This window comes from Shewanella sp. ECSMB14102, assembly GCF_000813075.1.
Taxonomy (GTDB): Bacteria; Pseudomonadota; Gammaproteobacteria; order Enterobacterales; family Shewanellaceae; genus Shewanella; species Shewanella indica.
The window spans coordinates 27946-46086 of record NZ_JWGX01000041.1 but is presented as its reverse complement, the minus strand read 5'-3'; the positions used below and the strand labels follow the sequence as shown (position 1 = coordinate 46086).

Annotated in this window: 16 protein-coding genes; 11 read left to right on the top strand and 5 right to left on the bottom strand. The window is 53.4% G+C overall.

Translation table 11 applies throughout. The features are described 5' to 3' along the window. Positions 1–46 precede the first annotated feature (46 nt). The gene (locus RC73_RS13980; RefSeq protein ID WP_039035228.1) at positions 47–259 is read right to left on the bottom strand and encodes a YdcH family protein; all 213 of its coding nucleotides are present in this window, start codon (positions 257–259) and stop codon (positions 47–49) included. A gap of 307 nt (positions 260–566) precedes the next feature. On the opposite strand from RC73_RS13980, the gene udp reads away from it, so the two are divergent. Then, positions 567–1325, top strand: coding sequence for a uridine phosphorylase (udp, locus tag RC73_RS13975; RefSeq protein WP_025011557.1), 759 nt, complete (start codon positions 567–569; stop codon positions 1323–1325). Between the two features lie 63 nt (positions 1326–1388). Here udp and RC73_RS13970 read toward each other — a convergent pair whose 3' ends face one another. Continuing rightward, positions 1389–2141 carry an outer membrane protein OmpK gene (locus RC73_RS13970; RefSeq protein ID WP_039035227.1) on the bottom strand — a complete coding sequence of 251 codons (753 nt, stop codon included), beginning with the start codon at positions 2139–2141 and terminating at the stop codon, positions 1389–1391. A 413-nt stretch (positions 2142–2554) separates the two neighbouring features. Here RC73_RS13970 and RC73_RS13965 point away from each other — a divergent pair, with 413 nt between their 5' ends. The 4 genes from RC73_RS13965 (at position 2555) to RC73_RS13950 (ending at position 5869) form a co-directional block, all read left to right on the top strand. Beyond that, positions 2555–3016, top strand: a complete 462-nt coding sequence (locus tag RC73_RS13965) for an NfeD family protein (protein WP_039035226.1) — start codon at positions 2555–2557, stop codon at positions 3014–3016. A gap of 22 nt (positions 3017–3038) precedes the next feature. Continuing rightward, entirely contained in the window at positions 3039–3965 is a 927-nt protein-coding gene (locus RC73_RS13960) for an SPFH domain-containing protein (RefSeq protein ID WP_039035225.1), read from the top strand. Further along, complete coding sequence (locus RC73_RS13955; RefSeq protein WP_039035224.1) at positions 3962–4918, top strand: SPFH domain-containing protein; 957 nt, start codon at positions 3962–3964, stop codon at positions 4916–4918. Before RC73_RS13960 ends, RC73_RS13955 begins: the two co-directional genes overlap by 4 nt. Before the next feature lie 420 nt (positions 4919–5338). Further along, a complete protein-coding gene (locus RC73_RS13950) occupies positions 5339–5869 on the top strand; it encodes a PH domain-containing protein (protein WP_039035223.1) in 531 nt (176 codons plus the stop codon). Between the two features lie 54 nt (positions 5870–5923). Here the strand turns inward: RC73_RS13950 and rarD are convergent, their stop codons facing one another. Together rarD and RC73_RS13940 are read right to left on the bottom strand one after the other, a co-directional pair. Next, positions 5924–6808 carry an EamA family transporter RarD gene (gene rarD, locus RC73_RS13945; protein ID WP_039035222.1) on the bottom strand — a complete coding sequence of 295 codons (885 nt, stop codon included), beginning with the start codon at positions 6806–6808 and terminating at the stop codon, positions 5924–5926. Positions 6809–6914: 106 nt separating this feature from the next. Then, positions 6915–7379 (bottom strand): thioesterase family protein, encoded by a 465-nt coding sequence (locus tag RC73_RS13940; RefSeq protein ID WP_039035221.1) that lies wholly within the window; start codon positions 7377–7379, stop codon positions 6915–6917. Between the two features lie 204 nt (positions 7380–7583). On the opposite strand from RC73_RS13940, the gene recQ reads away from it, so the two are divergent. Continuing rightward, entirely contained in the window at positions 7584–9371 is a 1788-nt protein-coding gene (recQ, locus tag RC73_RS13935) for a DNA helicase RecQ (protein WP_373297560.1), read from the top strand. On the opposite strand, the gene RC73_RS13930 is transcribed toward recQ, so the two are convergent. After that, the gene (locus tag RC73_RS13930) at positions 9353–11116 is read right to left on the bottom strand and encodes a diguanylate cyclase domain-containing protein (RefSeq protein ID WP_039035219.1); all 1764 of its coding nucleotides are present in this window, start codon (positions 11114–11116) and stop codon (positions 9353–9355) included. The genes recQ and RC73_RS13930 overlap by 19 nt on opposite strands. Positions 11117–11595: 479 nt before the next feature. Between RC73_RS13930 and leuA the strand changes: the two genes are divergently transcribed. The 5 genes from leuA to RC73_RS13905 all read left to right on the top strand — a co-directional run bounded on the left by leuA (position 11596) and on the right by RC73_RS13905 (position 18126). Next, positions 11596–13164 carry a 2-isopropylmalate synthase gene (leuA, locus tag RC73_RS13925; protein ID WP_039035218.1) on the top strand — a complete coding sequence of 523 codons (1569 nt, stop codon included), beginning with the start codon at positions 11596–11598 and terminating at the stop codon, positions 13162–13164. Beyond that, positions 13161–14255, top strand: a complete 1095-nt coding sequence (leuB, locus tag RC73_RS13920; protein WP_039035217.1) for a 3-isopropylmalate dehydrogenase — start codon at positions 13161–13163, stop codon at positions 14253–14255. Before leuA ends, leuB begins: the two co-directional genes overlap by 4 nt. Further along, positions 14255–15664 carry a 3-isopropylmalate dehydratase large subunit gene (gene leuC / locus RC73_RS13915; protein ID WP_039035216.1) on the top strand — a complete coding sequence of 470 codons (1410 nt, stop codon included), beginning with the start codon at positions 14255–14257 and terminating at the stop codon, positions 15662–15664. The genes leuB and leuC overlap by 1 nt, the downstream gene beginning before the upstream one ends. A gap of 1 nt (position 15665) precedes the next feature. Beyond that, the gene (gene leuD, locus RC73_RS13910; protein ID WP_039035215.1) at positions 15666–16271 is read left to right on the top strand and encodes a 3-isopropylmalate dehydratase small subunit; all 606 of its coding nucleotides are present in this window, start codon (positions 15666–15668) and stop codon (positions 16269–16271) included. A 508-nt stretch (positions 16272–16779) separates the two neighbouring features. Further along, the gene (locus RC73_RS13905; RefSeq protein WP_039035214.1) at positions 16780–18126 is read left to right on the top strand and encodes an outer membrane protein transport protein; all 1347 of its coding nucleotides are present in this window, start codon (positions 16780–16782) and stop codon (positions 18124–18126) included. Positions 18127–18141: the final 15 nt, after the last annotated feature.

The window sequence follows — 18141 nt, the reverse complement described above, 5'->3', positions numbered from 1 at the left end:
AAATTGATTTACACAGGGTGCCAATTGGCACCCTATCTGTTTGGGGTTAATTGTTCGCCTTGAGGATGGCGAAAACTTGTTCTTTCAACTCCAGTTTACGCTTTTTCATCTCTTTGACTTCTTGGGTAAATTCACTGGATAGTTGGCTTTCCTTATTCTTTATCTCTTTATCCAGCAGATTGTGTTCATCAAAAAGCTTCTGAAAATGGCTATCGCTGTTCTTGAGGCTGGTGATCAGATCGCGGTATTCCGGAAACATTGGCGCACTCCTGTTGGCTGGGGGGTTAGTGTTAACCCTACTCTGTTTGAAATGACGAATTTGTGACCTTGATCAACGGAAAGATTAACCGTTTGGTGGAGGTGAGTGAGGCCTTTTACTGCTATGCTTTCGAACAAGTTGCGGTAAAAATAGTCAGACAATTGTAGCCAACTTGGTAACTCTTTTACGGCTTAATATTTAATTATTGCCGTAAAATCTGTGATCAAGTTAATCTTATCCGCTTCCATACTGGGATAGAGTCTCGTTGAGACGAATTTTACAATCAAAATTGAAAGGGGTTTTCACTATGGCTGATGTATTTCACTTGGGTTTGACCAAGCAGATGTTGGATGGCGCCACACTGGCTATTGTGCCCGGCGATCCTGAACGAGTTAAACGTATCGCTGAATTGATGGATAAGCCAACTTTTTTGGCAAGCCATCGTGAATACACCAGCTATCTGGCTTATCTTGATGGTAAGCCGGTGGTGATCTGCTCTACCGGTATTGGTGGTCCTTCGACTTCCATCGCTGTGGAAGAACTGGCGCAATTGGGGGTTAATACTTTCCTGCGTGTCGGTACTACAGGTGCAATTCAGCCTCATGTGAATGTGGGCGATGTGATAGTGACTCAAGCTTCTGTGCGTCTCGATGGTGCCAGCTTGCACTTTGCACCAATGGAGTTCCCTGCAGTGGCTAACTTTGAGTGTACCACCGCCATGGTTGCCGCCTGTCGTGACGCCGGAATTGAACCACATATTGGGGTTACAGCCTCATCCGACACCTTCTACCCGGGTCAGGAACGCTATGATACCGTTAGTGGCCGGGTAACCCGCCGTTTTGCCGGTTCAATGAAAGAGTGGCAGGAGATGGGGGTTCTTAACTATGAAATGGAGTCCGCGACTCTATTCACCATGTGTGCTTCTCAAGGCTGGCGTGCCGCTTGTGTGGCCGGTGTGATAGTCAACCGTACCCAACAAGAGATCCCCAACGAGGCAACAATGAAGCAAACTGAAGTCAGTGCGGTTTCGATCGTGGTCAACGCCGCCAGAAAACTGCTGGCCTAGGCCTAATAGGTAAAAATGGAAAAGGCGCTCAACGAGCGCCTTTTTAATGAAGCATGATCCGGCTCAGAAATGGTACTGAGCTATTACCGAATAGGTGTTCTGGTCGACACCGTCCACACCATACTTGTTCTGCCAGTAATCATATTCAATACCCACCAAGAGTTTATCCTTTTTGGCTTCACCAAAAAGCACTGCGCCCAGGTCATATTTTATCTGGGGGTTGATGTGGATATTTTCTTTGTAGCCGTCTTCATCGGCGGCGAATACCCAGTCAATAAAGCCGTCGAAAACAATCTTGCTGTTGCCCACGGGAATGTCCATACGGAACACCGGAGTCAATTGCCAGCCATCGCTGAGATTGGCGCTGTTTTGGGCGTCACGGCGATAGGTGTTGAGTTGGAAATAGGTGAAGTAGGGCAGTTTGAGATCCATGCCGACACCGTAGAGTAGCGTCTCAACCGGGCCTTCACCCTCTTCAAACGTCAGGGCCAGCGACAGGTCGGTTACCGGACCGAAACCCACAGGTTCGCCGAGAATTTTACCGGCACTGAAGCGGGTAGAGATCTCACCATAGGTAGTATTGTCTTTGCCGCCATTGTGGCCGTTGAAATTGATAAAGTCCTGAAACACAAACCAGTCACCGTATTTCCAGCCACCGGCGCTTTCCAGGGTAAAAGTGGTTTGTTTGTCGGATGGTGCCAGGTCATAGTCCTGGCCATAGAGTGCGGTTACATTGATATCCCACCATTGCACCAGAGGTTCGCTGAATGCTTGAGGCGAGAGTAACAGAGCTGCACACAGGCAGATTTTTTTCATCTTAGAGTATCCCTTTGGTAGAGTCAGAAGCGGTTTGCTGTTGTGCCGGCAGCTATCTGTTGACGAAATATTTCGTCAAGGCTGAATTCTGTGATTCGATTGCCGGTCAAAAAGCCATGGCAATATAGGGAAAAATCGCGTTGGACTCAAAGCTTTTTTAACTGGCAGAAATACTTGTTACTTAATAATATTTTTGCATTTATTCAATGACTTAACTTGTATTTTGGGAGCTGTTGATTCGAGGCGGGTTAACGGGGATGTAAAGAAAAGTTGAATTTTGTGAGCTGAAAGTCATTTGTGCGGCTCATTCAAGGTCGTTTCAATTGCCCGTCATGACATATTATGTCGCCAAGGTGCGTAACTGCTGATATAGTGCTGAGAATGGATACTTGATTTTTGGGGGGGAGGGATATATGGCATCTTCGGATCCCATGCTTTATTGGGCCTTAGTCGGTATAGTGCTGATGCTGGCCGAACTGATACTGCCTGGCGGGATAGTAGTATTTCTCGGCGCGGCTTGTCTGGTGGTTGCCGGGGCTATCTGGGTGGGTTTGGTTGATGGCTTGGCCCAAAGCCTAACCCTGTGGTTTATCTCCTCAATCGTTTTGTTATTGAGCTTCAGGCAACTGACTCAACGCTTGGTGGGGGGGGACTCTCACGTTGGCAATACTGACGAAGAGCTGGATCTGTTTAATTTGCCGGCTCGGGTCAAGGAAACTATTGGGCCGGGTGAAAAAACCGGTCGCGTCGAATTTCAGGGGGCGGATTGGCCTGCACTGGGAGACGGCTCGGAGATCCCGGCCGGTACTCGGGTGAAGATCATCTGTCGCGACAATATTGCGCTGGTCGTGGAACCATTAGACGACTCTGAATAATCAATCAAGCAGGAAGGACTCTATGTTTGCATTTACCATTTTTATACTCTTTGTTCTGTTTATTCTCTATAAGCTGATGTTGATTGTGCCCATGCGTGAGGTGCATGTCATTGAGCGTTTGGGAAAATTCCGTACAGTGTTGCAGCCTGGCTTTCACTTTTTAATCCCTTTTTTCGATCGAGTGGCTTATCGCCACGATACCCGTGAGCAGGTGCTTGATGTACCGCCGCAGAGCTGTATCTCCAAGGACAATATCCAGCTGGAAGTTGACGGTCTGGTTTACCTCAAAGTGATGGACGGTAAGCTGGCAAGCTATGGGATTGAAGATTACCGCATGGCGGCGGTAAATTTGGCGCAAACCACCATGCGTTCCGAGATAGGTAAGTTGAGCCTGAGCCAAACTTTCTCAGAGCGTGACGCGCTCAACGAGGCAATTGTCCGCGAAATTGACAAGGCGTCCGATCCCTGGGGGATCAAGATGCTCAGATATGAAATCAAAAACATTAGCCCATCCAGGCATGTGATCCACACCCTGGAGAAGCAGATGGAAGCCGAGCGCCGCAAGCGCGCTGAAATCACCCTGGCCAGCGCCGAGAAAGAAGCGATGATCAATCTGTCTCAGGGTGAGCGGCAGGAAGCGATTAACATCTCAGAGGGCCAGAAACAGAAACGCATCAACGAGGCTCAAGGTACGGCACAGGAGATTGCGATTGTTGCCAACGCCCAAGCCGAGAGTATGGCCATGATTGCCAAGGCGCTGGCGGTCAACGGCGGGAACGAGGCGATGAACATGCAGCTCAAGGAACAGTTTATCGAACAGGTCGGTGAGATCTTGCAGAAGGCCGATATTTCTGTGGTTCCCACTGAACTGGCGAAGATGGAAGGTTTTTTCGAGGGTATTCAGCAAGTCAGCAATACAGCTGCCGGTAGCAAAGGAGCGCGCAAATGAATCTGGGACAGATAGATACCGACATGGTCGTACTGGGGATCTGGGGTCTTATTTTTCTGGTCTTTATCATCAAGCTGTTTCAGTCGATTCGCTTGGTGCCAACCAAATCCGCCTATATTGTGGAGCGTTTGGGTAAATATCATATGACCCTGGATGCCGGTTTCCATGCGCTGCTGCCATTTATTGATAAGGTTGCCTATATCCATGACCTTAAAGAAGAAACCATAGATGTACCGCCTCAGGAATGTTTCTCCAGCGATGAAGTGAATGTCGAAGTCGATGGGGTTATCTATATTTCTGTGGTGGACCCGGTTAAAGCCAGCTACGGGGTAACCGATTATCGTTATGCTGCGATTCAGCTGGCGCAAACAACCACTCGCTCTGTGATAGGTACTCTGGAGCTGGACCGCACCTTTGAAGAGCGCGACTTGATTAGTGCCAAGGTGGTAGAGGTACTGGATCAGGCCGGTGCCACCTGGGGGATTCGGGTGCATAGATATGAGATCAAGAATATTACGCCGCCGGAAACCGTGAAAAACGCCATGGAGATGCAGGTCAATGCCGAGCGTGAACGCCGGGCATTGCTGGCCAAGAGTGAAGGCGATAAGCAGAGTAAGATCAATCGCTCCGAGGGTTTGAAACAGGAGATGATCAACCACTCAGAGGGTGAGATGCAGCGCCGAATCAACGAGGCCGAAGGTAAGGCCGAGGAGATACTGGCGATTGCCCGCGCTACTGCAGGTTCGATAGAGAAGTTGGCCGAAGTGATCGCTGCGCCCGGTGGCAAAAACGCACTGCGGATGCAACTGGGTGAGCAGTATCTGGCGCAGCTCAGTGGTCTGAGCAAGCCTGGCAGTAAGATAGTCCTGCCGGGGAACATGGTGGACTTTGAATCCTGGATGGCCTCAATCGGGCTGACTGAAGAGAATGATACCATTCCACCCAGGAGTTAATTTAATCCTCTAAGAATGGAAAGGTGGGGATGCGGCTAAGGATATACATTGTCCGGCGCCGTATCCGTGCCCGTTTGATGCGTCTTGCAGGTACTTGTCAGCCACGTGATTATTTACCAGATTGTTTAGTTCTAGGTTTTTGCTTGCGACTCGAATGAGTGCCGTAGTTTCCGGTAGTGTAAACATACTCCAAAGTTGCTGGGTCATGGATTCTGTTTATATATCAAGCCCCTGCATTTTAAAATTATCCACTCCTTCTTTGAATTAAAGTCTTGCAGACCACATTAAGGCCCTGTTCGGGCTTTGATTTCAGTTTTAGTCGGGCAGCGCTTTTTATTACTGCGAGATTTTATTTTTGACATATTATGTCTTTCAAACCTAAGCTAAGGCCACTTATGCCTATCCATTAAGGAGCAAGAGATGAACAGTGGAAGTTACGAGTTGGCGCCATTGACCGGCGTCGCCATTGGCAGCTTTATCGCCTTGATACTGATGTTGGCGGCTATATTGCTGTTTATCCGCAGGCGAAAGATGCCGACAACGGCCAAGAGCGCCGCCTCGGGTTTGCTGTTGGTAACATTGGCGGGTTCTGTGTGGGTATTTTGGCAGGCGCAGGCATCCAAGGTGGAATTGACGGCTCAAAGCCTGGTGATCGAGGTGCCTTTCTACGGTCAGAGCCTGGCTCCTGAGCATCTGCGTATCTCAGAGTCGAAAGTGATTAAGCTCGGCGATGCCAGTGGCCCCAAGCTTGGCATGCGTACCCAGGGCATAGGTCTGCCCGGTTACACCCTGGGGTGGTATCGGCTCAATGATGGCAGCAAAGCGTTTGTGGCTCTGACGGAAAAAGACAGCGTTTTGTTGTTGCCGACCGACCTTGGTTACAGCCTGCTGCTGAGTATGCCTGAAGCGGAGAGTTTGCTTAAGGGACTGGGGCAGAACCTGCCGGGATAAACGTTGAATATTGCTTAACCGGCCCGGAAACTCCATCCGGGCCGATTGTACTTGTTACCTGCGAGAGCGTTTTTGCAGCATATCCAAAGTAAACACCACCAGGGCGGCCCAGATAAAGCCGAAGGTAATGCTCTTTTCGATATCGAAGGGTTCATCGAACAGGGTCACCGCCATGATAAACATGATGCTGGGGCCAATGTACTGGAAGAAGCCCAGCATGATCAGCGGGATCCGCACTGCCGCACCGGCAAAGCACAGCAAGGGGATGGTGGTGATGATACCGGCAGCCATCAGCAGCAGGTTGAGATCCCAACTGTTGCTGAGCATATTGGCGCTGGCTTCACCGGTGCCCAGCAGTAAAAAGCCCAGCGCTGCCGGCATTAACACTGCAGTTTCGACCAAAAGTCCTGTCTTGGCGTCGACATTGACCTTCTTGCGCAGCAGGGCGTAGAAACCGAAGGAGGCTGCGAGCCCCAGGGATACCAGCGGAATTGAGCCGAAGGAAACCAGCTGGATCACCACCCCGGCAGCGGCAAGCGATACCGCAACCCATTGCAGTTTTCCGAGTCGCTCCCCCAGAAACAGCATGCCGAGCATCACATTGAACAGCGGGTTGATAAAGTAGCCCAGGCTGGCATCCAGCATATGATCATTGTTGACCGCCCAGATAAACAGCAGCCAGTTGCCGGCGATAAGAATCGAAGTCAGCAGCAGTACCGCCAACTGTTTCGGGCGCTTGAGTAACAGCCTGAGCTGTCCGAAACCACCGATAAATTGCATCAGGACCCCCATAAAGACGAAGGACCAGATGATGCGGTGCAACAGGATCTCGGGGGCCGAGACATGATGCAGCAACTTGAAGTACAGCGGCGCAAAGCCCCAAAAAATATAAGCGCAAAGGGCGAGAATGACCCCCTTGCGGTATTCGGTTTCAGGCATAGGTACTACACAATGACGAAAAGGAGAGAAGGGCGATTGTAGGGGGCAAAGCCCCTCGGCTCAAGTTATCGACAACAGATTCAGTGTTTGAGTTTTAAACAGCCACTCAGCCGACCATGTAAGTCCCTGTACCAAAAGCGATATGGCTGCCTTTTTCATTATGCAGCTCCATTCGACAGACAGAGACCCTGTTGCCGGCACGGATCACTGTTCCTGTGCCACTGAAGACTTCTCCCCAGCCGGGGCGCAGATAGTCGACCCTGAGATCTATGGTGCTCAGGGTTTGCAGTCGCTGTTGCAGCTGCTCCACTGTCCAGTTGTCGCGACTGATAACCAAGCCGGAGAATGCCGTCAGGCCGCCAACCACATCCAGCACGGTTGCGGTAACCCCGCCATGGAGTATTTTTTGATGTATGTTGCCGATTAGCTCCGGCTTCATTTTGATCTCCACTTCGACACCAGAGGCGTCGTATCGGCGGATCCCAAGGCCGAGAAGATTGTGAAAAGGCACTTGTTTATCAAATACTTCTGCTACCTTGGCGAGTACTTCGGCTTGAATGTCCTGGCTCATGGGGCTTCCTGCGGTTGTTGTTTTTTAGAGCAATCAATCTAACGCTAATATGGCCGTTTGCCTAGTCCGGGCGGAAAAATCCCCTCTTGGCTGGCACTCTGGTGTTGGCTTCATTTAGAATAGCGTCCTCTTCTTTGGACACAGACAGTCATGGATCAGCCGCTGAGTATCGCTCCCGAGAGCCTAAATCATCCCCAAGACCCTATGCAGCAAGCCTTGCAGCAGGTGTTCGGCTACCGTACTTTCCGTGAAGGGCAGCGCCAGGTGATTGAACGTGTGATGGCCGGGGAAGACTGCATGGTGATCATGCCCACCGGCGGCGGCAAGAGTCTGTGTTACCAACTGCCCGCATTGTTGATGCCAGGGCTGACTCTGGTGGTTTCGCCGCTGATCTCCCTGATGAAAGATCAGGTCGACAGCCTGCTGCAGACCGGAGTCAATGCCGCTTATCTCAACTCATCCCTGCCCAGGGAGCAGAGCCTCAAGGTGCTGCGCCAGTTGCATCAGGGGGAGATCCGCCTGTTATATGTCTCGCCGGAGCGCTTGCTGCAGCATGAGTTTATTGAACGGCTGCAATCCCTGCCGCTGTCGATGTTTGCCGTGGATGAGGCGCACTGTATCAGCCAGTGGGGCCATGATTTTCGCCCCGAATATGCCCAGCTTGGCCGCCTGAAACAGCTGTTTCCCGGCGTGCCTGTGATGGCGCTGACCGCCACCGCCGACAAGGCGACCCGGGAAGATATCTGCCAGCGGCTCAATATCGCCCCCTATGTGCTTCTTTCCAGCTTTGATAGGCCGAATATTCGCTACACAGTGGCGGAAAAGCTCAACGCCGCCAATCAATTGCGTCAGTTTATTGCCGCGCAGAACGGCGCCGCCGGGATTGTTTATTGCTCCAGCCGCCGCCGGGTCGATGAAGTGGCCGAAAGGCTGAGGTTACAGGGCTATGCCGCCGAAGGCTATCATGCCGGTATGAGCGGTGACGAGCGCGCCAGTGTCCAGGACAGATTTCTCAAGGAACAGTTGGATATAGTGGTGGCCACGGTCGCCTTCGGCATGGGGATCAACAAGTCCAACGTGCGTTTTGTGGTGCATTACGATCTGCCCAAGAGCATAGAGGCCTACTATCAGGAAACCGGCCGCGCCGGGCGAGATGGCCTCGAGGCCGAAGCCTTTATGCTGTTCGAGCCCGCCGATATCGGCCGGGTGCGCCACCTGATTGAGCAGGGGGAACCCGGGCCGCAGCAACAGGTGGAACTGCATAAACTCAATACCATGGCGGCCTTTGCCGAAGCCCAGACCTGCCGCCGCCAGGTGTTGCTGCACTACTTTGATGAGCCCGCGCTGGAGCCCTGCGGTAACTGTGATATCTGCCTGGACCCGCCGAAACGCTACAACGGTACCGAGGATGCACAGAAGGTGTTGTCCTGCATATATCGCTTGGGGCAGAGGTTTGGCATGAACCAGTTGATTGAGGTGCTCAGAGGCTCCAAGTCCGCCGCCGTGGTCGACAGGGGGCACGACAAGTTATCCACTTGGGGCGTCGGCAAAGACAAGAGCCATGAACACTGGCTCAGTGTGACCAGGCAGCTTATCCATCTTGGGCTGGCGAGCCAGGATATTACCCGCGGCTCGAGTATTCGCCTGAATCCGGCCGCCAGGCCTGTGCTCAGGGGCGAAGTTGCACTGATGTTGGCCGAACCCAGAATTGACCTGCATGTTACCCGCAGGCGCAGTGTCAGCAGCAAGGCGCCACTCAATTACGATCGCAAGCTGTTTGCCCGTCTCAAGCAGTTAAGGCGCAGCATAGCCGAAGAGCAGGACGTCCCACCCTATCTGGTATTCAACGATGCAACCCTGGCGGAAATGGCGGCGATTTTGCCTACCAGTCAGGGCGAGATGTTGGCGGTCAATGGCGTTGGTGAGCGCAAGTTGGCCCGCTTTGGCGATCAGTTTCTTGACGAGATAGAGGCTTATCTCGCCGGTGACTGATGTTGCTCGGCGGCTTTCTGCTGGCTGAGTTGGTTGACTCCGGCACGCTTCACCAGGCTATCCAGGGTATCGGGCTGCTGCAGCGAGGCTACTCCAATAGGTACACAGTGATCTGCTTGCCAGCTCTGCACTATCGGCTTGAGTTGCTCGCTGACCTGCAAGGCGCCCTGGACTGAGGTGTAGGGCAGCAGGATCACTATCTCATCCATGCTGTAGCGCAGCAGTCTGTCTTGCTCCCTGAGTTTCTGTTCCAGCGCCCGCTGCAGGGCGGAAAGATCCACCTGACGTATATGGCTGGTACTCAGCAGCAGCAGGCTCAAGGGGTAGTTGCCCTTTTTGGCACTGCTGAGCATAACATCTAACTGCTGGGCCACCGGTAGTCTTTCCAGCGCCACAGTGCTTGGTTGTTGCCAGCGGTTACGGCAACTGACCAACCAGAATAGTGTACCTATGATGGCGAGCGCCAGCACTGAAATGGCGCCGTAGGCTTGGCTCAGTTTGGAGCGCTGATCGGCACTGGCAAGACGAATGTTCTGCTGGGTTTCTACCTGCAGCTGCTCCTGCTGGCTGAGCCTGGCCTTGTATTGCATAAAGCGGGTGTTGTTGAGCTGTTTTTGGGCCTCGGCCGCAGCCTGGGCCGCCAGTTTCATCGCCTCGTATGCCGGCTTAAACTCTGCTTTTTCGGCGTAATAGTCACTGATAAGCTGTTGGGTGTAGGCCACTTCATCGGCCAGTTGCAGTTGCTCGGCTTGCTGCGCTGCTTGCATCAACAGCCTTATGCCTTCATCGTCGTTACGCTGGGCGAGACGTACCCTGGCCAATAGCCGGGTAGCACGCATATAGTTGTTTACTTTGCCTTGTTTTTCATAGGTTTGCAGGGCAATGCCCACTAACTCATCGGCGATCTCGGTTCTGCCCCTAGCGAGTTCTATCACGGCTATCTGGCTGTAACTGTTGGCAAGTTCCAGCGGTGAGCCTATTTCGGGCAACAGTATTTTGGACTGTTTCAACAGGCTGTCGGCTTGGGCCATATCCTCCTGCGCCAGCGCGACTCCGGCGGCCATCAATAACAGCACATGGCGCACTTTGCCTTTGGCTTCATCTGTGTCCAGTGCCAACTTGAGGTAGTAAGCCGCTTGGCGCAGGTCGCCGGTGGAATACATCAGGCTGGCCATGTCGCCGTAAACATAGGCCAGAGGCGGCGATAACCAGGACGGATTTTGACTGCTGATATCCGGGTAGATGTCCAGCGCTAGGCGCAGATCTTCAATGGCGGTGCCATAATTGCCAAGGTCGTTCTCCAGCTGGCCCTTGAGTCTCAAGGCGTTGACCAGAGCCTGGGGTTGGTTGTGGTGTTTGGCCTGTTCAATGGCGCCGTCGAGTAACAGCAGTGATTGCTTCAGATCGTCGAAATTGGCATAGGCATCGGCGCGGCAGATTTGAAAATAGCTTTTGGCCTGTTCCAGCCTTAGCTGCCTGGCTCTGGCTTCCCCCAGTTCTGCCAGATTGATGGCGGCGCCGTTGTCTCCTAATTGCAGGAGTGCTTCACATTTAAATAGCTGTAATCTCAGCATTTGGGCCTGACTCAACTCGGAGGCCTGACGCTCAAGTTCATTGATTTGGGTCAGCGCCAGCGTAGGATACTGATAGAGGGTGTTGGCCAGTGTGTCCAACCGCTCCGCGGCCCAAAGCGCGCCAGAAAATGACCACAGGAGCAAGCTCAGTGCCAAGAGGCGAAAATCCATTTTTTCTCCGCTGAGTGAAGGTGAGTTTTGCCGGGCGAAACCGTGTTGGGATAATAACTATTTTTTATCATTTTTGGCACAAAAAATGATGCTATCGGCAAGATTTTATTCATCTATTTAGCTTTGGAGCGCCAAGGCTGGAATGGTGCAAATCAGCACGTTAAGCCGAAATTTTCAACTGATGCTGAGAAATATAGGCTTGACAGCGGGTAAGCTGGCAGTTAATTATTGAACTTCTTGAACCCGGTGGGAAGAATATAAACCCACTTCAAACGAATTTTTATCTGGTATAGAACGGCTAAATGAACCCACAAATGCAACTGTCTCTCCTCCTCCTTACTCTCGCAGCCACTGCGCGGAGGAGCTAGACTTGCACGTCGATTAGCAAGCCAGAACTCAAAACCCCGCGCCAGAAACCGCGGGGTTTTTTGTTTCTGGCACGGGAAAAATCAATCGAAACCCCTGAATGGAGAATCCAGATGTCTGACAGAGTGTTTATTTTCGATACCACCTTACGGGACGGCGAGCAGGCGCTGGCTGCCAGCCTGACAGTGAAAGAAAAACTGCAGATAGCCCTGGCTCTCGAGCGCCTGGGGGTCGACATCATGGAGGTAGGGTTCCCGGTTTCCTCTCCCGGCGACTTTGAGTCGGTACAGACCATAGCCCGTACCATCAAAAACAGCCGGGTTTGTGCCCTGTCGCGGGCACTGGAGAAAGATATCGACGCCGCGGCCCAGGCCTTGTCGGTCGCGGATCAGTTCCGCATTCATACCTTTATTTCAACCTCAAATATCCATGTGCAGAGCAAACTGAAGCGCTCCTTCGACCAAGTGCTGGAGATGGCGGTAGGGGCGGTGAAGTATGCCAGGCGTTTTACCGATGATGTGGAGTTTTCCTGCGAAGACGCCGGCCGGACCCCGATAGATAATCTGTGTCGCATGGTCGAGGCGGCCATTGATGCCGGTGCCCGCACCATCAATATTCCGGACACAGTGGGCTATACCCTTCCCAGCGAGTTCGGCGGCATTATTCAAACCCTGTTCAACCGGGTGCCCAATATCGATCAGGCGGTGATCTCTGTGCACTGCCACGACGATTTGGGGTTGTCGGTCGCCAACTCCATCATGGCGGTGCAGCAGGGGGCCCGGCAGATTGAGTGTACCGTCAACGGCATAGGTGAGCGGGCCGGTAACTGTTCACTGGAAGAGATCGCCATGATCCTGGCGACCCGCAAGGATATTCTGGGGCTGGAGACAGGCATCAAGGCTCAGGAAATTCACCGCACCTCCTCCATGGTGAGCCAGTTATGCAATATGCCTATTCAGGCCAACAAGGCGATAGTGGGCGCCAATGCCTTTACCCATTCATCCGGTATCCATCAAGACGGCATGTTAAAGGCGCAAAACACCTATGAAATCATGACACCTGAGAGCATAGGCCTGAATCGCAATCACCTGAATATGACCTCACGCTCCGGCCGCCATGTGATCAAGCATCGAATGGAGCAGATGGGTTATTCAGAGCAGGATTATTCATTGGATCAGCTGTACGACGCCTTCCTGAAACTGGCCGACAAGAAGGGCCAGGTGTTCGACTATGACCTGGAAGCCTTGGTGTATATGGAGGGCCGGGCGGCGGCCGACGACCACTTCCAGTTGCAGCAGCTGGTGGTGCAATCCGACTCTACCGAGGGCATGGCCACCGCCACTGTACGTATTGAAGCCGCCGGTGAGGTAGTGACCGAAGCCGCCACCGGCAATGGCCCTGTGGATGCTGCCTATAAGGCGATAGCCCGCGCCAGCGGTCAGAGCGTGGATATCTGCAGCTATAAGTTGAGCGCCAAAGGCGAAGGCCAGAATGCGCTGGGGCAGGTGGATATTACGGCTCAGTACCAGGGGCGCAATTTCCACGGTGTCGGCTTGGCTACCGATGTGGTCGAGGCTTCGGCCGCGGCCCTGGTGCATGTGATGAACCTTATTCAGCGTGCCGACCAGGTGGCGGATCATAAACAGAAAATACAACAGAGAAAGGAGTTGGGTGGCGTATGAGTTATCAGATAGCGGTATTGGCCGGCGACGGCATAGGCCCGGAAGTCATGGCCCAGGCCCGAAAGGTGCTGACGGCGGTAGAGCAACGCTTCGACCTGGCAATGGAGTACGCCGAATATGATGTCGGCGGCATAGCGATAGATAACCATGGCTGCCCATTGCCGGCATCGACCCTGGCCGGATGTGAAGCGGCAGATGCAATTTTGTTTGGCTCGGTCGGCGGCCCCAAATGGGAAAAACTGCCTCCCAATGAACAACCCGAGCGCGGCGCGTTGTTGCCGCTGCGGGGCCATTTCGGCTTATTCAGTAACCTCAGACCGGCCAAGTTACATCAGGGGCTGGAACATCTGTCGCCGCTGCGCGCCGATATCTCGGCCAAAGGGTTTGATGTGCTGTGCGTACGTGAACTGACCGGCGGTATCTACTTTGGCAAACCCAAGGGACGTCAGGGGGAGGGCGAGAGTGAAGAGGCGTTTGACACCATGAGATACAGCCGCGCCGAGATCCGCCGAATCGCCCATATCGCCTTCGAGGCCGCCCGTGGCCGCCGCGGCAAGGTGACGTCGGTCGACAAGGCCAACGTGCTGGCCTGCTCGGTACTTTGGCGTGAAGTGGTCGAGCAGGTCGCGAGCGAGTATCCGGATGTGGAACTGGAACATATCTATATCGATAACGCCACCATGCAACTGCTGCGTCGCCCCTGGGACTTTGATGTGATGCTGTGCTCCAACCTGTTCGGCGACATACTTTCCGATGAAATCGCCATGTTGACCGGCTCCATGGGGCTGTTGTCATCGGCTTCCATCAACAGCAGTGGTTTTGGTCTCTATGAACCGGCCGGTGGCAGTGCCCCGGATATTGCCGGCAAGGGGATTGCCAACCCGGTAGCGCAGATCCTGTCGGCGGCCTTGATGTTGCGCCACAGTCTGCAGCAGGAAGAAGCGGCGGCAGCGATAGAGCGCGCCGTTGGCAAGGCGCTGGCAGATGGCTTCTTTACCTGTGAGTTGCTGGCGCCGGAGCAGCGGCATAATGCCAAGACCACGGCAGAGATGGGTGACTATATCGCCAATGCGATTCGGGAGGGGGTGTAATGGGTAAGACATTGTATGAAAAGGTGTGGGATGCCCACCTGGTGACGACGCCGGAAGGAGAAGCGCCGATTATTTACGTCGACCGTCATCTGGTGCATGAGGTGACCTCGCCCCAGGCCTTTAGTGGCCTGAAGATGACCGGGCGCCAACTTCGGGCACCGGACAAGACCTTTGCCACCATGGATCACAACACCTCGACCAAGAGCGCCAGTCTGGACGCCTTGAGCCCCATGGCGCGCACTCAGGTTGAAACCCTTGCACAGAACTGTCGCGAATTCGGTGTGCGTCTGTATGACATTCACCACCCCAATCAGGGCATAGTGCATGTGATGGGGCCAGAGCTGGGCATTACCCTGCCGGGTACGGTTATTGTCTGTGGCGATTCCCATACCGCTACCCACGGTGCCTTTGGCGCGCTGGCCTTTGGTATCGGCACCTCTGAGGTGGAGCATGTGCTGGCCACCCAAACGCTGCGGCAGCTTAAGGCCAAGACCATGAGAGTTGAGGTCAAGGGGCAACTGGGCGAGGGGATTACCGCCAAGGATGTGGTGTTGGCGATTATCGGCAAGATAGGCATGGATGGCGGCACCGGCTATGTGGTGGAGTTTTGCGGTGACGCGATTCGCGCCCTGTCGATGGAGGGGCGCATGACGCTGTGCAACATGGCGATTGAGATGGGTGCCAAGGCCGGCATGGTCGCGCCGGATGAAACCACGTTCGCCTATCTTGAGGGGCGTCAGTTTGCGCCCAAGGGCGCCGATTGGGATGCCGCCCTGGCAGCTTGGAAGACGCTCAAGTCCGATGATGACGCCATCTTCGATGCCTATGTGGAGTTGGAAGGCAGTGAAATCGCGCCGCAACTGACCTGGGGCACTAATCCGGGCCAGGTGGTGGCCATAGATAAACCTGTGCCCAACCCCGCCGAGGAGGCCGATGCCACAGTGCGCGGCAGTATGGAAAAGGCGCTGAATTATATAGGTTTGACACCGGGTACCCTGATGACGGATGTGGCCATCAACAAGGTCTTTATCGGTTCATGCACCAATTCACGTATCGAAGATCTGCGCAGCGCCGCGGCGCAGATCCGTGGTCGGCGGGTGGCTGACGGCGTGACCGCCATAGTGGTGCCTGGCTCGGGACAAGTAAAGGCTCAGGCCGAAGCCGAAGGGCTGGATAAACTGTTTGTCGAGGCCGGGTTTGAATGGCGCTTGCCGGGCTGCTCCATGTGCCTGGCGATGAATGATGATCGCCTGGAAAGCGGCGATCGCTGCGCCTCAACCAGTAACCGCAACTTTGAGGGGCGGCAGGGGCGCGGCAGTCGTACCCATCTGGTGAGCCCTGCCATGGCTGCCGCTGCCGCCATTGCCGGTCACTTTGTCGATATCCGCCACGCTGGCCAGGAGAAATAAAATGCAGGCTTTTACTATTCATCAGGGAATTGCGGTGCCATTGGATAGCGCCAATGTGGATACGGATCAGATCATCCCCAAACAGTTTCTATCCAAGGTCACCAAGGATGGCTTCGGTGTCCATCTTTTTCACGACTGGCGCTATCTGGACGATGCCGGTGAGCAGCCGGATCCTGCCTTTGTGATGAACCAGCCCAGATATCAGCGAGCCTCTATTTTACTGGCGCGGGAAAACTTCGGTTGTGGCTCCAGCCGTGAACACGCGCCTTGGGCCCTGGCCGATTATGGTTTGCGGGTGATTATTGCGCCCAGCTTTGCCGATATCTTTTACGGCAACGCCATCAATAATGGGTTATTGCCGGTGATTCTTGAGGCCGCTGAGGTGCAGCAGTTGTTTGAGGAGGTAACGGCGACCGAAGGCAGTGAAATCAAGGTTGACCTGCAGCAGTGCCAGGTTGTTTCACCCTCCGGGAAACGCTTTACATTTCAACTGGCTGAATCTGCCCGTCATAAGCTGCTCAATGGATTGGATGCCATCGGCCTGACTCTGTCCCATGAGCAGGCCATTGCCGATTATGAAGCCGGGCTACCGGGCTGGCGGGCCTGATCCAATCTGTATATTCAGCGTACACTTGTACAAGAGCAGACCAGTGGCTTGGTAACTGGGCTGCTCTCTTGTGTTCCAAACAAGTATGTTGACCGTCTTAAACTATAATTTGTCATTTAAAAACAATTGTTTGATTGTTTTATCTATAGGGCGGCAGACTAGAGCTTTGAATGCTTAGTGATTTATGCTGTTTGTCTGGTTTAAATTAAGTGAACAAGTGTTTTTATGGGTTTTTGTTTTAGTTGTATTATTTTTCAATAGTTTATGTTGATTCTATAGTGATTTTTCAATCCTTTTTAGCAAACATTAATGCCATTTATTCTCTGTTTTAAGCACTTTTAAGGTGATCTTTGTCACTTTCTTGTCTTTATGTGGTGATTTTTTTGGTGTTTTACTCTGTTTTTTGCCTTCTGCTTGCAAAGATATTCTGTGTCAGTAAACTGCGCCGCAACAAAATGGAGTGATTACTCTATTTAGAAATTGCTAAATGAACAGGCAGAGAATAACAATGAAGAAACAACTTATTGCTGTCGCCATTGCGGCCAGCTTTGTGGGTGCAACGACTCAGGTACAAGCGGCGGGTTTCCAACTGGCGGAATCTTCCGCGACCGGACTTGGACGAGCCTTCGCCGGTGAAGCGGCCATGGCCGATAACCCAGCGGTTCAGGGGCGTAACCCTGCCATGCTCAGCTATCTTGAAGGTCGGCAGATCTCTGCCGGGGCCATCTATGTGATGCCGGACGTTGACGCCACAGGCCAGGTTTCGCTGGCATCTCCTTTGCTGCCGCAATCTATCACCATGAATGCCGATGCGCTCGATGTGGCAGACAACGCCGCAGTGCCTAACTTCTATTACTCCAACCAGCTCAACGACAGTTGGACCTGGGGTCTGGCTCTGAACTCCAACTATGGTTTGTCTACCGAACTGCCGGCCGCTCATGCGGCCTCCATTTTCGGTAATAAGACAGCCATTACCACAGTAGAGTTGAATACCAATATTGCTTACCGCATTGATGAGCACTTCACTGTGGGTGCCGGTCTGCGCGGCGTATATGGTGACGGTGAAATCGGTGCTTCGGTTCCCGGCTGGATTGAAGGTGTTCGTGCCGTCCCTGGCTTGCCTGCAGAGGTGACTTCGCGTTTGCCTGCTGCCGGTACTGAGCTCAAGCATCTGGAAGGTGATGACTTTGGTTATGGATGGCAACTGGGGGCCAGCTGGCAGATCAACCCTGATCACCGCTTGGGTATTGCCTATCACAGCCACGTTGAGCTGGATCTGGACGGTCAGGCCCGTGGCCTGGTCTATACAGGCGGTACTGCCGAGGTGGATGGTTACTTGCCATTAGAGCTGCCGGCATTTGCCGAGCTGGCTTCTTACCATCAGTTGACTGACAACTGGGCGATGCACGCCAGCATCAATTGGACCGACTGGAGCGTATTCAACAAGCTGGTGGCGTATTTCCCCGGCGAGCAGAAGCCTGTCGGTGGCCTGGAATCCGATCTGGTGAAGGAAGAAAACTTTAAAGATAACTGGCGCTTTGCTCTGGGTACCAGCTACCAGCTGAACAACGCATGGTTGCTGCGTGCCGGTGTGGCTCTGGATAAGACAGCGGTTGACGATGAATACCGTACCATCACTATTCCAGATACCGACCGTCTCTGGTTCAGTGTCGGTGCCGGTTATGCGCCCAGCAAGAACCTGACAGTGGATCTGGGTCTCACCTATATCCGTGCCCACGGTGATGCTCCTATCACAGAGACTCAAGATTTGATGGGCCTGGCTCAGGTTGCCTTCCAGGGCGATGCCAGCGGCCACGTCTGGTTGGCGGGTCTGCAAGTGACCTACAAGATGTAATACCATTCCAGCCAA